Raw genomic sequence first — 15,048 nt, forward strand, 5'->3', positions numbered from 1 at the left:
CTGCACGTACTTGTCCTTGGTGCTCACCCGAGAGGCAGGGTTCGCCTGATTGGCCAGGTAGTCGTCGCCGAACTTGGAGCTGTTGAACGAGCCCGAGGCGAACGCACGCAGTCCGTTGCCGAGATCCGCGTTCACCACGCCTTCGAGTCCGACCGTGTTCACCGAGCCCACGTTGCCGAAGCCCGTGGCGCAGGTCACGGTCTGCGGGCAGAGCGCGATGCCGAGCAGGCGGTTGCGATAGTCGATCGTGTAGCCGGTCAGGCCGGCTTCGAGCTTGCCACGACGCGTGCGCGCACCGACTTCGAGCGTGGTCGCCCGCTCGGCCTTGGCGGTCGTCTTGAAGAAATCGAACGTGGCCGGCGCGGCATTGTACACACCACCGGCCGGGCTGAGCGGAAACTGATTCACGTTCTCCGACCAGTTGGCGAACACTTCGTTGTTCTCGTTCACCTTGAACACGGCGCCGACCTGCGGCAGGATGCCCGCATCGGTCTTCACGTTGAGCGACGGGCGCGTGGCATCGGCGAAAATCGGGGCCACGATACCCGCCGTCGGGGTGTTGCCGTTGTTCGTGAAATCGGCATTCACCGTGAGGAGCTTGGCACCATACGACAGCGTGAGCCGCTCATTCAGCAGGCGGTTCGTGTTCTGCACATGGAACTGCGTGGTGGTGATATCACCCGTGCGGTCGTAGTCGAGTCGGAGCACCTTCGTGTAGTCCACTTCCGGCCCGAGCTGGTAGTTCTTCATGCGCCACCGCGGACGGCGGTTGCTGGACTCGTTCATCTCGTACCAGCCACCCACTTCGAATTGGTTGGAGATGCCGCCCACCATGAAGGACGACGTGGCCTTCGCCATGATGCCGCTACGATTCGCCTTGTACTGCGTCTGGCGGAACATGATCGGATCGGGGCTGTAGCCCGCGCCATAGCTCGGTGCGTGCCAGTCGCCACCACCGCGATTGAGGTGGAGGTACGGCTGCACCTCGATGCGCGTGGAGGCGGTCGGCTTGAACTCGCCCTTCAGGTACGCGAGATGATCGAGACGCGCGCCCTGCGCCGAGCTGTAGTACGACGCGTCGGTCAGCGGCGTATACGTGGGAATCGACGCCTCGGCGAACTGCTTCGACGTAGCCCAGCTGGTGTGGTAGTCGAACATCGGTCCGAAACCAAACGTGCTCGAACCCGGCGCCGTGGCGTTGAACACGCCCAGCGACAGGTCCATATAGTCGCTTTCCTTGCGGTTCGCGTAATTGTAGAACGCCGTGAACTTGCTCGAGCCGATGAACAGGTTGGACTTCAGGTTGATCTGCTCATGCCAGTTTTCGCCGGCGCTACCAAGGAATCCATTCTGACCGAACAGCAGATCCTGTTCGCCGGGGAAGTTGGAGAGGCGCTCGCCGCCGCCCTTCCACTTGTCGGAGTCGAAACGGGACACCGACATGAACGCCGACACGCCGTTGCTGCCGCCGAAGGTCTTGAGGCCCATGTCGTAGCGCAGCAGCGTGCGACGCGAGCTGTTCTGACCGCCCATCTGCTGCAGCAGGAACTGCTGCTTGCCCGCCGGTTCGGCCGTCGCATACTGCACCACGCCACCAAGGTTGTTGGCGGAGGCGGTGCCCAGCGCGCCGCTGCCCTGCGTGACGGCGGTCGATTCGAGGTTCGACGCGTCAACGGCGCGGCCGACGCCCAGTCCGTTCCAATTGCCATACGACATGTCGCCGAGCGGGATGCCGTCCATCGTCTGCCCGATCTGCGCGCTCTGGAAGCCACGCATGGTGATGCGATTGGACCATTCGTACATGCCGAAGCCGTCGACCGACTGCATGTTGACGCCAGGGATGCGTTCGATGGCCTTGAGTGCGCTGGTACCGGGCGTCGCGGACTTGAGCACCGTGCTATCGATGCCCGACGCAGCGCGAGCGCTGCCTCGACCCGTGACACCGGTGACCTTCACGGTGCCGAGTGCTTGCGCGGAATCGCGCTTCGTGGTGGCCTGCGCCCGCAGGAGCGAGGCCGAGAGCAGCAGCATCGACGAGGCTGCGGCGAAGAGCGTGAAATAGGCGGGACGAGGGTCGTGGCGCATAGGGCGGTCGGAGGAGGGAATGGCGATCCGATCGATCACCGACAACACTCACTCCGCCCGTCCTGAACTTGATCACGGATTGGAACGGCCCCGGTCTCGGGCGCGTCACGGTGGCGTGACGGCCGGCTACCGCCGCCGCTCAATACCGCAGGAAGTACCGCTGGATCTCGAGCGGATCCGTGGTACGGGTCAGCGCCACCATGAGCAGAATGCGCGCCTTCGCCGGCGTGAGATGCTGGGCCGTGACCATCGGCGGGGCGGGTGGCGCGGCCGGCGTTCGCGTGCTGTCCGACCGCGCGGAGTCACCCGGTGCGGCGGCGCGCGGTTCCGGACGCGGCGCATCGGGATCGCGCACCGCACTCATGTTGTCGCCGTAGGCGAAGACCGTCACCACCACCACGCCGGCACGGCGCAACGCGGTGAACACCTCCGACTCGGCGCGTGTCATGCCATTGGTTGCCACCGCCACGCCCGCCGGCTGTCCGTCGAATCGCGGACCGGTGCCCCCGGGATACGAGTACGCCAGCTCCACCCGCGGCAGCGAATCCACCTTCCGCATGTCGAACTCGCTGTCCTCGCCATGTCGCCGCGTGGGAGTGAACAGGAAGTCGGGACCGTTGCCACCGACTACCCCCAGCATCCCCATCTCGCCCCCGCTGAAGCCGCCGGTGCGCTGATAGATCTTGCGCACTTCGCGCGCCGAGAGGATGCGATCGTCCATCACCACCATGACGCCCTTGCCCGCCGCCTGCGGTGCCGCCGCCACGCGTACCGCGGCGAGCAGGTTGATGGGGCCATCGGGGCTGATGCCGGTGGCCGGCCGCTGTGCGCCGACCACGACGACGGGTTTGTTGGACCGCACGCACAGGTAGAGGAAGAACGCGGTCTCCTCCAGCCGATCGGTGCCGTGCGTGACGACCACGCCGGCCAGATCATCGCGGTCCCTGAGCACCTTCTCCACCCGCTTCGCCAGCGCGAGCCACTGCGCCGGTGTGATCGACGTGCTCGGCACATTCGAGAACTGTTCGGTCTCGATCTGGGCATGCTTCGACAGTTCGGGGACCGAGGCGATGATCTGTTCGGCGGTGAGCGTGCCGGCGCGATAGCTGCCGAGCGACCCCGGCGCGTCCTGTACGCCAGCGATCGTGCCGCCGGTGGCGATCACGAGCACCTTGGGCAACCGCCGGTTCGGCTTCGTGTCATCCGACGACTGGGCCTCCAGCGCCACGGCGGAGGCGAGCAGCAGGGCAACCAGTCGCATCGGCGTGCGGACGCGGCTCGGGGGGGAAACCAGCGTCATAGCGGCATGCGGGTGTAGGTGGCGAAGGTGACGCCGGTGGTCTTTCCGTCGGCATCTTCGCGCATGTAGATCACGGCGATCGTCTGGAAGTCCGGGGAGAGCACATTGGTGAGCCGCTGGGTGACGCGGCCGTTGTTCTTGTTCACGATTTCGTTCACCAGCGAACTGATGGGGCGGACTGCCGCATGCGTCTGGCTGGCGTTGCCGGTCACCGGCATGTCGCGGCCGTCGAATTCGGTGGCGTACGACCAGCGGGTGGTGTCCCCGCGCGCGTTCACTGCCTGAATGGTGACCTTCATGCCGCCGCTGCCCAGCGGCTCATATGTCATGATGTTGCTGGCGGGCGCGGGCGCGTCGGACTTGAGGAGCCAGCGTCCAAAGCGCGGATTGGACGGTTGCGCGCTGGCGTGCCGTGCGCCGGTGAGGAGCAGGGCGTTTACAAGGAGCAGTTTCCACGAGAGGGGCATCGACGCGCTCACGAAAAGGGATGCGGCCATTCTGCAGCCTGCCGCCGCGCTCAACAAGGAGCAGGGGTGTCGCCGGCTTCGTCGGGGCGGCCGCTGGGTGTAATATGGGAGTCTGTTTCGCATCCCTGACCGTTCAGCCAGAGCTCTCCCGTGGCCAATATCCTGCAGCGTCTTCCCGTCGGCGAGAAAGTCGGCATCGCCTTTTCCGGTGGACTCGACACCAGCGCCGCGCTGCACTGGATGCGCGAGAAGGGGGCCGTTCCGTATGCGTACACGGCGAATCTGGGACAGCCCGACGAGACGGACTACGACGAGATCCCGCGTAAGGCGATGGCGTACGGCGCCGAGAAGGCCCGGCTGATCGAGTGCCGCGCGAATCTGGTGGCCGAAGGGCTGGCGGCGCTGCAGTGCGGCGCCTTCCACATCACGACCGCCGGCGCGACGTACTTCAACACCACGCCCCTGGGGCGCGCGGTCACGGGCACCATGCTCGTGGCGGCCATGCGTGAAGACGACGTCAACATCTGGGGCGACGGCAGCACGTTCAAGGGCAACGACATCGAGCGCTTCTATCGCTACGGTCTGCTCACGAACCCGTCGCTCAAAGTGTATAAGCCGTGGCTCGATCAGCAGTTCATCGACGAACTGGGCGGACGCACGGAGATGTCGGAGTACCTCATCAAGAGCGGCTTCGACTACAAGATGAGCACCGAGAAGGCGTACTCCACCGACTCGAACATTCTGGGCGCTACCCATGAAGCGAAGGACCTGGAGTTCCTGAACAAGGGCATGCACATCGTGCAGCCGATCATGGGTGTGGCGCACTGGCGCGACGAGGTCGAGGTGAAGCGCGAGACGGTCACGATCACGTTCGTGGAAGGCTATCCGGTCGCAATCAACGGTCAGGAGTTCGGCAGCGCGCTCGAGCTGTTCATGGAAGCGAACGCGATCGGCGGCCGTCATGGCCTGGGTATGTCCGATCAGATCGAGAACCGCATCATCGAGGCGAAGAGCCGCGGCATCTACGAAGCCCCGGGCCTCGCGCTGCTGTACATCGCCTACGAGCGTCTGGTCACGGGCATTCACAACGAAGACACGATCGAGCAGTACCGCATGAACGGCAAGAAGCTTGGCCGCCTGCTGTATCAGGGCCGTTGGCTCGACCCGCAGTCGCTCATGTTGCGTGAATCCGCGCAGCGCTGGGTGGCGAAGGCGGTCACAGGTGACGTCACGATCGAACTGCGCCGCGGCAATGACTACTCGATCATGGACACGAATAGCCCGAATCTCACGTACAAGCCCGAGCGTCTCACGATGGAGCGCGGCGAAGCGTTCTTCACGCCGCTCGATCGCATCGGGCAGCTCACGATGCGCAATCTCGACATCATGGACACGCGCGACAAGCTGGTGGTGTACACGGGCGTGGGGCTCCTGCAGTCGAGCGGTGCGACGGGCGTGCCGCAGCTGCCGAGCGGCGAGAAGTAGTTATTGCTCGCGCAGGACTGACGCGGCGCTGACGGCGTTGCAGCAGAGTAGACGGGCCGGTCACTACCAGGTGATCGGCCCGTTCTCATTCTGTCACCGAGCCATGAGCGAACTGCTGCACGGCGAGATCACCCACGAGATCATCGGCGCGTTCTACGACACGTACAACGCCCTAGGATGGGGGTATCCCGAAAGCATCTATGCGAATGCAATGCCGATCTACCTCCGACGGCGCGGCCTCCAGCTAGAGCGGGAAGTCGTCTTCCCCGTCGTGCTCGAGGGTGTTGCGCTCGGCGAGTTTCGCGCTGACCTCGTCGTGGCGGGCAAAGTCATCGTGGAACTGAAGGCCTGCGAACGCATCGTTGCGGCGCACGAGGCCCAGTTGATCAGCTATCTGCGATCCTCGAAGCTCGAGCTTGGTTTGCTGCTCAACTTCGGTCCGAAGCCGGAACGCCGACGCGTCATCTGGACTGATGACATCCGTGTGCTGCGAGATCGCTAACAGCCAGAACACGGATGGCGCCGAAATCACCGAACCAACACGGATAAGCCAAAAGCGCTTCTCATCTTATCCGTGTTGGTTCTGTGTCTTCCGTGATCTCCGTGTTCTGGCAGTTGCAGTTGCAGTTGCCGTTGCTGTTGCCGTTCGCCCAAACCCGTTCAGTCGTTCTCGCTCATGTACGAGAACACCGCACCCTGCGCGTCCTGTACGACCATGATCTTGCCGAAGGGACTCGGGATCGGCCCGTTCAGGATCTTGCCGCCGTGCTTCGTGAGCGTCGCGTTCGCGGCGCCGAGCGAGCCCACGGCGAAGTACGGCATCCAGTAGGGCGGGATACCCTCCCAGGCGGCGTCCATTTGCATCACGCCGGCGACGCCGGGCTCGCCGTCGTGGAGGATGTAGTACTCCACGGCGTCGCCGGGGAGACGTTGCGACGTGAGACCAAACACCGCGGTGTAGAACGCGGCATTGGCCGCGGCATTGCGGCAGGCCACCTCGGTCCAGCACATCGCGCCGTGCTCGCCTTCAATACCGGCGCCCGAGAAGCTGCCGTGCTCCCAGAGGCCGAACACTGCGCCACCGGGGTCGATCGCGATGGCCATGCGACCCAAGTCGGGCGGAATCGCCATCGGGGGCACCATCACCGTGCCACCGTGGGTCGTGATGCGGGCCATCGTGGCGTCGGCGTCGGTGACGCCGAAGTACACCGTCCAGGTGACCGGAACGGCTTCCTGTCCCGGCATCTTCGGCGCGACCGCGGCCGCCGGGATCCCCTTGGCGAACGCCATGGTGTAGAAGCCCAGCTCGGCCGGCGAGTCGCCGAAGGTCCAGCCGAACAACTCGGCGTACAGCGCCTTGGCGGCCGCGAGATCGGACGTGGACAGGTCGAACCAGACTGGCCGGTTGACGAGGCGCTCCGTCACGTTGGGCATCAGCACCTCCGGGAATGTGCAACAGCCGGGACTCGGAATACGCCTCACCCTATCGCCAACGGCTTTCCGGCGCAAACATTCACGTCTGCCGACTCGCCGCCATGCGCGGTCGGTCCCACCGACTCACATCAGGAGTATTCCGATGACGCGTACGATGCAGGTCGCGCTCGCGACCGCTGCCCTCGCCCTTCTGCCACAGCTGGTGCAGGCGCAGGAGAGCGAAAAGTCCATGGCCGTGAAGGGTGGTATTCAGATGAAGGGGTGGATGGGCAAGGTCGATGCCAAGGAAGCCAAGGCCGGACTGACCGTCGACAGCGCGAAGTTCGTCGGCATGGGCCCGGGCATGCACGCCACGACCGGCCCGGCGATCACGTACTGGAACCCCGAGATGAAGGGGAAGGGCGATTACGTCGTGAAGGCGACGTTCTCGGAGCGCGAATACATGGGGCTGAACAATCATCCGCACCCGTATGGCATCGTCATGGCCGGCAACGACATGGGTACGGACAGCGAGAGCTACCTGTATTGCGCGGCGTATGGCAACGGCAACTTCATCGTGCGTGGCATGGGCCCCGCGCCGTTCCAGATGAACGGACCGCGCGGTGGCATGAACGACGCGGTGCACAAGGCCGAAGCGAAGGGCAAGCCGGTCACGCAGGAGATCGCGCTGCAGGTGAAGGGCGACAAGGTGTCGTGCATCATCAACGGCACCGAAGTGGCGAGCTACAGCAAGGCCGAGCTGGTTGCGGCCGGTAAGCTCAAGAGCACCGATGGCGTGGTCGGCTTCCGCATGGGACACAACACCGATGCGCACATCGCCGGCTTCTCGATCGGCAAGCCGTGAGTAACACCAACACGGCGGCGCGCCAGCTGGACCGGCTGCGCGTCGCCGTGATCGGGGCTGGCGCCATTGGCGGCGTGCTGGGTGCCCGTCTGCAGCAGGCGGGCCACGACGTCGTCTTCCTCGCGCGCGGCGCCACCTTGGCCGCGCTGCAGACGCGTGGTCTCATCCTCGAGAGCATCGACGGCGACCTCACGTTGCCCTCGGTGCAGGCCACCGACGATTCGGACACGGTGGGCGTGGTCGATGTCGTGCTGGTGTGCGTGAAGGCCACGCAGATCGCCAGCCTCGCGCCCTCGCTCCGGCCGTTGGTCGGGCCGGCCACGGCGGTGATCCCTGTACAGAACGGCGTGGAGGCCAGCGGACTGCTGGCGGCGGCGCTCGGTGATGACCACGTGCTCGAAGGACTGGGCCGGGTGCTGGTGGAGCAGGTGACTCCCGGGCACATCCGGCACACCGCCGTGACGCCGATCATCGAGTTCGGCCGTCGGGCGGGCGCACCGGCGCAGTCGGCGGCGTACGCCCAGATCCCGCGATTCGCCGCTGCGCTTCGCGGTGCCGGCCTGGTTGCCGTGCTCCCCGACGACATGGGTGTCGCGCAGTGGGAGAAGTTCCTGTTCATCGAGCCGATCGGCGCGGTTGCTGCCGCCGCACGGGTACCGTTCGGCATCGTACGATCGATGCCGGCATCGCGAGCCGTGATCGATGCGGCGCTACACGAAGTCCATCAGGTGGGTCGGGCCGTGGGCATTTCGTGGCCAGCCGATGCCATCGACCGCGTATGGGCGCGGTACGATAGTTTGCCACCGGACGGTTCGACCTCGTTGCAACGCGATCTCATGGCGGAACGGCCATCGGAGTTCGAAGCGCAAACAGGCGCGGTGGTGCGCATCGGACGGGCGCATGGCGTCCCGACGCCGGTGCATGACGTGCTGTACGCGGTGCTCCTGCCGACCGCGCAGCGCGCGATGACCTGAGCGCCATCACACCACCGTGAACCAGTTCCGCGCGGTGATCGTCCCTTCTTTGGCGGTCACCGCGCCTTGCTTGTTCTCACGTACGTGCTCACGCACGTGGGCACACGGGTTGCAACGTTTCTCAGCACCTTTCGCCGTTTCGACGTTATTTTAGAGAAATCCGGCCTCCCTTCCTGCCGGATCATCGAACGAGTTGGCTGGGCGACGTCATCGTACGTCGCAGTCCTCAGGAGTAGCCGGTATGAAGCTTTTCCTCGCGTTGTCTGGAGTGATCACGTCGGCGACGATGATGGCATCGTCGTCGCCACTGACCGATCCGGTACGGACAACGTCCACGACACCGTCGTCGCGCGCGACCGTCGCGACGACGGTCTCCTCGACGAACACCACGCTGCCGGCGACGCACCCCGTGCTGCGTCCCATGCGCGCCACCAACACCACGGGCCGCGCATTCACGCGGGCGTCGGCCGGCGCGCGCGGCATCACGATGGGCGCGCTCGACGATGTCGTGCAGCGCTACTGCGCGGGGTGCCACAACCCCACGCAGCGTCGCGGCAACCTCGATCTCAAGAGCTACTCGGTCACCTCAGCCACCGCCGAGTTGCCGACCTCCGAGAAGATGATCCGCAAGCTGCGCGCGCAGATGATGCCGCCGCCCGGATCGAAGCGTCCCACCGGCGATACCCTCGAGGCGCTGGTGGAAACCCTCGAGCGCGTGGTCGATGGCGCGGCCCCGGTGAATCCGGGCACCCGCACCTTCCAGCGGTTGAACCGCCCCGAGTACGAGCGCGTGATCCGCGATCTGCTCGGCCTCGAAGTCACGTCCGGTGATTGGCTGCCGCTCGACACCAAGAGCGCGAACTTCGACAACATCTCCGATGTGCAGTCGTTGTCGCCCACGTTGCTCGAGGGCTACCTGAACGCGGCGGCCGCCGTGAGCCGCATGGCGATCGGCGATCGCAAGGCGCCGGTCGGTCAGGCCACCTACAAGACGTCGCCATTCGCGTCGCAGCATCCGTGGGACCACGTTGACGGGACGCCGTACGGCACGCGTGGCGGCATGGTGCTGTTGCACACGTTCCCCGCCGATGGTGAGTACGAGTTCCGGCTGAATGTCGGCGGTGGTGTCGGTCGCCCGGTGGAAGATCTCGACATCTCCATCGACGGCGAGCGCGTGGCGCTGCTGCGCTACGATCGCGGCATCGCGCGCAACGGCGAATCCGCCGACGCGCCGTTGGGTGCCGACTTCATTCGCAGCGAGCCGATCAAGGTCAAGGCGGGACAGCGCAAGGTGTCCGTCGCTTTCGCGAAGTCGGCGGAAGGGCCGTACGAAGATCTCATCAAGCCGCACGAATGGTCGCGCGCCTCGAGCGGCACCGGCGCCGCCGGTACCACCGAGCCGCCGCCGCTCATGGAAGTGTTCGTGGCCGGTCCGTATCGCGTCACGGGCGTGTCCGACTCGCCCAGCCGCACGCGCATCTTCAGCTGCGCACCGAAGGCCATCGCCCTGCAGCGCGCCTGCGCCGAACAGATCTTCACGCGCCTCGGCACGCGGGCCTATCGTCGGCCGCTCACCGCGAAGGACAAGGCGAGCCTGATGAAGTTCTACGATCAGGGTGCGAAGAACGGCGGTGACAACGCGTTCGAAGAAGGCGTGCGGCTCGGGTTGCAGGCCATGTTGGCCAGTCCGTACTTCGTGTTCCGTTTCGAGAAGGAGCCCACGACCACGGCGGCCGGCACCGACTACACCATCGACGATCTCGAACTCGCCACGCGCCTCTCGTTCTTCCTCTGGAGCACGATCCCCGATGATCGCCTGCTGGCGGCGGCGCGCGCGAAGACGCTGCACACGCCGGCGGTGTTCCAGGCGCAGGTGAAGCGGATGCTCGCCGATCCGCGCGCTGACGCGCTCGCCACCCGCTTCGCGGCGCAGTGGCTGCGATTGCAGGATCTCGAGAAGGTGCACCCCGACGCGTTCCTGTTCCCCGACTTCGATCTCAAGCTCGCGCAGTCGATGCAGCGTGAGACCGAGCTGTTCATTGAAGACGTGGTGCGCAACGATCGCAGCGTGCTCACGATGTTCACGGCAGAGTCCACCTTCGTGAACGAGCGGCTGGCAAAGCACTACGGCATCCCGAACGTGACGGGTGAAGGCTTCCGGAAGGTGGCCTACGCGGACGACCAGCGTCGTGGCGTGCTCGGTCACGGCAGCGTGCTGGTGCAGACGTCGCTGGGCAATCGCACCTCGCCGGTGCTGCGCGGCAAGTGGGTGATGGAAGTGCTGCTCGGCACGCCGCCGCCACCGCCGCCGCCCAACGTGCCTGACCTCGAACAGACCGCCGGCTCCAAAGAGGGCAAGCAGCTCACGACGCGCGAGCGTATGGAAATGCACCGCGCCAATCCGACCTGCCGCTCGTGCCACAACTTCATGGATCCGATCGGCCTCGCGCTCGACAACTTCGACGTCACCGGCAAGCTCCGTTACCGTGAGAACGGCGCGCTGCTCGATACGCGCGGCCAGCTGTACGACGGGACCGCGCTCGTCACGCCGATCGATCTCAGCAAGGCGCTGCTGAAGCGGCCAACGCCGCTGATGCGCAACTTCACCGAGAACCTGATGGCGTACGCGTTGGGTCGCCGTGTCGAGGACTACGACCAGACGACGGTGCGCACGATCACGCGCGACGCCGAGCGCAACAAGTACAAGTTTTCCTCGTTCGTGATGGGTGTGGTGAACAGCAAGGCCTTCCATAGCAAGCGCGCCGAGCCGGTGTCGGCTGATGCGTCTCATAACTGATCCGACTACCTACGGAGATTGATTCATGTCGTTCATGACGCAGAAAGCCCTCCCGCGCCGCACGTTCCTCCGGAACATGAGTGCCGTCATCGCCCTGCCGTATCTCGATGCGATGGAGCCGGCCGGTCGTTTCCTGGCGAAGGTCGGCGGCGCCGGTGCGCCGCTCACCGGCCACAAGCGCCTCGTGGCCATCGAGTCGGTACATGGCGCGGCCGGCTCGAACACGTGGGGTGCTTCGAAGTATCTGTGGGCGCCGAAGGGTGTGGGTCGTGACTTCACGCTCAACCCGGAAGGCGCGCTGGCGCCGATGGAAGCGTGGAAGCACAAGATGTCGATCATCAGCAACACCGACGTGCGCATGGCCGAAGCGTTCGAGGCGCCGGAAATCGGCGGCGATCACTTCCGCTCCAGTGCGGTGTTCCTCACGCAGTCGCATCCGAAGCAGACGCAGGGCTCCGACCTGTACGTGGGCACGTCGTTCGACCAGATCGTGGCGCGCAAGATCGGACAGGACACGCCGATCCCCTCGATGCAGCTGTGCATCGAGAATCTCGATCAGGCCGGCGGCTGCTACTACAACTACGCCTGCGCCTACACCGACACGATCAGCTGGGCCTCGCCCACTGAACCGCTGCCGATGATCCGCAATCCGCGCGCTGCGTTCGATCTGCTGTTTGGCGCCGGCTCGAGCAATGCCGATCGTTCGGCGCGTCGCAAGGACAACGGCAGCATTCTCGACTGGGTCGTGGGTGAGATGTCGTCGCTCAAGCGCGAACTCGGCGCCACCGACCGTCGTCGCGTGGACCAGTATCTCGAGAACGTGCGCGAACTCGAGCGTCGCATCCAGAAGGTCGAAGCGAAGAACGCGAGCGGCGACGAGCGCCTGCTGCCGGAAGCGCCGGCCGGCGTGCCCGATTCGTTCGAAGAGCACATGAAGCTGATGTTCGACATCCAGGTGCTGGCGTTCCAGTCGGACATGACGCGCGTGTTCTCGTTCAAGACCGGTCGCGACGCCTCCAGCCGAACCTTCCCGGAGTCGGGCACGAACAAGGGCTTCCACCCGGCGTCGCACCACGGTGGACGCGAGTCGGCGATTCTCGAGTTCAATCAGATCAATCGCTATCACATGTCGATGCTGCCGTACTTCCTGCAGAAGCTCGAGGAGACGAAGGAAGGCGACGGCACGATGCTCGACAACACGACGATCATCTACGGGTCGCCGATGGCCGACGGCAACATTCATAACCATCGCCGCTGCCCGCTGCTGCTCATGGGCGGCGATGCCAACCTCGTGCCGGGTGGCACGCATCTGCGCGCGCCCGACGGCACGCCGATGGCCGACGTGATGCTCTCGCTGCTGCACAAGTACAACATCGATGTGCCCAGCTTCGGTGACAGCCTGTCGCCGTTCGCGCTCTACGTCTGAGGCGAGTCATGATCGATCGAAACGGAATCCGGGTTGCTGCGGCCGGTGCGCTCGTGGTGTGGTCGGGCGCGCTGGCTCCGCTGGCGGCACAGGACGCAAAGCCGGTGGTGCGGGTGGCCACAGCGAAGTCGGAGACAAAGCCGAACATCCGCGACACGCGTGTGGCGCCGGCTGTCGCCGACGCGGCCATGCGGGGCGATATCGCGAAGGTGCGTGCGTTGCTTGGGCAGCAGAACGATGTGAACGTGGCGCAGGGCGACGGCATGACCGCGTTGCATTGGGCGGCCGATCGCGGCGATGCCGCGATGACCACACTCTTGCTGCGTTCCGGCGCGACGCTCACGGGCACGACGAAGAACGGTGGCTACACACCACTGCACGTAGCGGCCCGCGCCGGTCATGGCGCCGTGGTGCAGGCGCTGCTGGCGGCCGGCGCGGATGCGAAGACGCTGACGGCTACGGGGGCCACGGCGATGCACCTCGCGGCGGCTGCTGGTGATGCGGCGTCGGTGAAGGCGTTGCTCGCGAAGAAGGCCGACCCGAATGCCCGCGAGTCGGCGTGGGGACAGACGCCGCTCATGTTCGCGGCGGCCGAGAATCGTGGCGATGCCGCGCGCGCGTTGCTGGCGGGTGGCGCCGATCCGTCGATCCGGACGAAGATGGTCGACCTCACGGAAGAGTTGGCGCGTCAGCAGGCGGCGGCCAAGAAGCGGAATGAAGTGCTCTTCTCGTACCTGCCGCAGAAGACCCGCGACTCGATCATCGATGCCTCGGCCAAGGCGGCGGAGAAGCTGATGGCGGACGCGGCGGCGGCGCGGAATCGGGCGGCCGCCGCATCGGGGATGGCCGCGCCTGCGGCCGCCCCTGCCGCGGCTCCGGCGGCGGCTCCGGCGGCGGCTCCGGCGGCGGCCCCTGCCGCTGTTCCCGTGGCGGCCGCCGCTCCCACACCTGCGCCAGCCGCTCCAGCGGCAACGACCGCGGTCGCCGCCGCCCCGGCTCCCAAGGCGGATCCGGCGCTCCGCGGCTACAAGATCGGGGTGGCTGCTCCGCCTACGAATGATTTGACGCCCGCGCAGATCCAACAGGCGATCGAAGCCGGTCGCGCGCTCTTTTCCGGTGGACCGGTGGCCAAGACCACGGAGTCGGCCGAATTGTTTGAAGGGCAGGTGTCCGGGTATGAAGCCACGGTTGGTCGCATGGGCGGCCTCACCGCGCTGCATCACGCGGCGCGTCAGGGCAACATCGAGGCGGCGATGGCCATTCTCGATGGCGGCGCGAAAATCGATGAAGTCACCACCAGCGACAGCACCACCGCGCTGCTGATGGCGGCGATCAATGGTCAGTTCGATTTGGCGATGGCCCTCGTGAAGCGCGGTGCGAGCGTGAAGATCGGCAGCAGCGCTGGCCTTACGCCGCTGTACGCCGCGCTGAATACCATGTGGGCGCCGCGCTCACGGTATCCGCAGCCGCAGGCCGTGCAGACGCAGAAGGTCACGCATCTCGAACTGATGGATGCGATGCTCAAGGCGGGGGCGGACCCCAACGTCCGCTTGAAGAAGAACCTGTGGTTCTTCGCCTATAACAATTGCGGTAACGCCAACTGCGGACTGGAAGCGCTCGATGGCACCACACCATTCTGGCGTGCGGCGTACGCGGTGGACGTCGAGGCGATGAAGATGCTGAAGGACCGCGGAGCCATCGACACGCTGCCATCAGTGCGTCCGGTGGCGGCCAATCGTGCGAATCGCGCGCGGATTGCGGGCGGTGCCGGTGGGGCGGGTGGTCCCGGTGAACTGCCCGGGGCATTTGTAGTGCCAAAGGACATCGACTCCGCGTCGAAGGCGGTACCGCCCGGCATCGGGGTCTATCCCATTCATGCAGTCGCTGGTGTCGGCTACGGCAACGGCTTTGCCGGCAACTCCCATCGTCATGCCGCCGACGGGTGGATGCCGGCCATGAAGTACGTGGTGGAAGTGCTGCATGCCGACGTGAACCAGCGCGATGTGAACGGCTACACGCCTCTGCATCACGCCGCCGCGCGCGGTGACAACGAGATGATCACGTATCTCGTGAGCAAGGGCGCTGATCCGAAGGCCGTGGCGCGCAACGGCATGACCACGGTGGACATGGCGAACGGTCCCGTGCAGCGGTTGCGTCCGTTCCCGGAAACGATTCAGCTGCTCGAGAAGCTGGGCGCCAAGAACACCCATCGCTGCGTGGCCTGCTGATCCTCGGC

Annotated in this window: 11 protein-coding genes; 7 read left to right on the forward strand and 4 right to left on the reverse strand. The window is 65.6% G+C overall.

Annotated features, from left to right (window positions below; translation table 11 throughout):
* The 3 genes from ACIRA7_RS07365 to ACIRA7_RS07375 all read right to left on the reverse strand — a co-directional run.
* A partial coding sequence (locus tag ACIRA7_RS07365) for a TonB-dependent receptor (RefSeq protein WP_396220204.1) occupies positions 1–2,085 on the reverse strand: 2,085 nt, incomplete at its 3' end.
* 139 nt (positions 2,086–2,224) lie between these two features.
* Positions 2,225–3,385, reverse strand: a complete 1,161-nt coding sequence (locus ACIRA7_RS07370; RefSeq protein ID WP_396220205.1) for an asparaginase — start codon at positions 3,383–3,385, stop codon at positions 2,225–2,227.
* A complete protein-coding gene (locus ACIRA7_RS07375; RefSeq protein WP_396220206.1) occupies positions 3,382–3,882 on the reverse strand; it encodes a hypothetical protein in 501 nt (166 codons plus the stop codon). The genes ACIRA7_RS07370 and ACIRA7_RS07375 overlap by 4 nt, the downstream gene beginning before the upstream one ends.
* A gap of 120 nt (positions 3,883–4,002) precedes the next feature.
* On the opposite strand from ACIRA7_RS07375, the gene argG reads away from it, so the two are divergent.
* Together argG and ACIRA7_RS07385 are read left to right on the forward strand one after the other, a co-directional pair.
* Entirely contained in the window at positions 4,003–5,337 is a 1,335-nt protein-coding gene (gene argG / locus ACIRA7_RS07380) for an argininosuccinate synthase (protein WP_396220207.1), read from the forward strand.
* Between the two features lie 103 nt (positions 5,338–5,440).
* On the forward strand, positions 5,441–5,839 hold the full coding sequence (locus ACIRA7_RS07385) for a GxxExxY protein (RefSeq protein ID WP_396220208.1): 399 nt from the start codon (positions 5,441–5,443) through the stop codon (positions 5,837–5,839).
* A gap of 158 nt (positions 5,840–5,997) precedes the next feature.
* Here ACIRA7_RS07385 and ACIRA7_RS07390 read toward each other — a convergent pair whose 3' ends face one another.
* The gene (locus tag ACIRA7_RS07390; RefSeq protein WP_396220209.1) at positions 5,998–6,771 is read right to left on the reverse strand and encodes a VOC family protein; all 774 of its coding nucleotides are present in this window, start codon (positions 6,769–6,771) and stop codon (positions 5,998–6,000) included.
* A gap of 142 nt (positions 6,772–6,913) precedes the next feature.
* On the opposite strand from ACIRA7_RS07390, the gene ACIRA7_RS07395 reads away from it, so the two are divergent.
* The 5 genes from ACIRA7_RS07395 to ACIRA7_RS07415 all read left to right on the forward strand — a co-directional run bounded on the left by ACIRA7_RS07395 (position 6,914) and on the right by ACIRA7_RS07415 (position 15,040).
* Positions 6,914–7,615 carry a hypothetical protein gene (locus ACIRA7_RS07395; RefSeq protein WP_396220210.1) on the forward strand — a complete coding sequence of 234 codons (702 nt, stop codon included), beginning with the start codon at positions 6,914–6,916 and terminating at the stop codon, positions 7,613–7,615.
* Complete coding sequence (locus ACIRA7_RS07400; RefSeq protein WP_396220211.1) at positions 7,612–8,589, forward strand: 2-dehydropantoate 2-reductase; 978 nt, start codon at positions 7,612–7,614, stop codon at positions 8,587–8,589. The genes ACIRA7_RS07395 and ACIRA7_RS07400 overlap by 4 nt, the downstream gene beginning before the upstream one ends.
* A 241-nt stretch (positions 8,590–8,830) precedes the next feature.
* A complete protein-coding gene (locus ACIRA7_RS07405) occupies positions 8,831–11,386 on the forward strand; it encodes a DUF1592 domain-containing protein (RefSeq protein ID WP_396220212.1) in 2,556 nt (851 codons plus the stop codon).
* A gap of 25 nt (positions 11,387–11,411) precedes the next feature.
* Complete coding sequence (locus tag ACIRA7_RS07410) at positions 11,412–12,812, forward strand: DUF1552 domain-containing protein (protein ID WP_396220213.1); 1,401 nt, start codon at positions 11,412–11,414, stop codon at positions 12,810–12,812.
* 8 nt (positions 12,813–12,820) lie between these two features.
* Positions 12,821–15,040 carry an ankyrin repeat domain-containing protein gene (locus tag ACIRA7_RS07415; RefSeq protein WP_396220214.1) on the forward strand — a complete coding sequence of 740 codons (2,220 nt, stop codon included), beginning with the start codon at positions 12,821–12,823 and terminating at the stop codon, positions 15,038–15,040.
* Positions 15,041–15,048: the final 8 nt, after the last annotated feature.

The sequence above is a fragment of the Gemmatimonas sp. genome, from assembly GCF_044376735.1.
In the GTDB taxonomy this organism is placed as follows: domain Bacteria; phylum Gemmatimonadota; class Gemmatimonadetes; order Gemmatimonadales; family Gemmatimonadaceae; genus Gemmatimonas.

Bases quoted from the DNA above. Each gene is read 5' to 3' on its own strand.
- ACIRA7_RS07405 (WP_396220212.1), top strand. From the start codon at position 8,831: ATGAAGCTTTTCCTCGCGTTGTCTGGAGTGATCACGTCGGCGACGATG.
- ACIRA7_RS07390 (WP_396220209.1), bottom strand. From the start codon at position 6,771: ATGCCCAACGTGACGGAGCGCCTCGTCAACCGGCCAGTCTGGTTCGAC.
- ACIRA7_RS07385 (WP_396220208.1), top strand. From the start codon at position 5,441: ATGAGCGAACTGCTGCACGGCGAGATCACCCACGAGATCATCGGCGCG.
- ACIRA7_RS07410 (WP_396220213.1), top strand. From the start codon at position 11,412: ATGTCGTTCATGACGCAGAAAGCCCTCCCGCGCCGCACGTTCCTCCGG.
- ACIRA7_RS07375 (WP_396220206.1), bottom strand. From the start codon at position 3,882: ATGGCCGCATCCCTTTTCGTGAGCGCGTCGATGCCCCTCTCGTGGAAA.
- ACIRA7_RS07395 (WP_396220210.1), top strand. From the start codon at position 6,914: ATGACGCGTACGATGCAGGTCGCGCTCGCGACCGCTGCCCTCGCCCTT.
- ACIRA7_RS07415 (WP_396220214.1), top strand. From the start codon at position 12,821: ATGATCGATCGAAACGGAATCCGGGTTGCTGCGGCCGGTGCGCTCGTG.
- ACIRA7_RS07370 (WP_396220205.1), bottom strand. From the start codon at position 3,385: ATGACGCTGGTTTCCCCCCCGAGCCGCGTCCGCACGCCGATGCGACTG.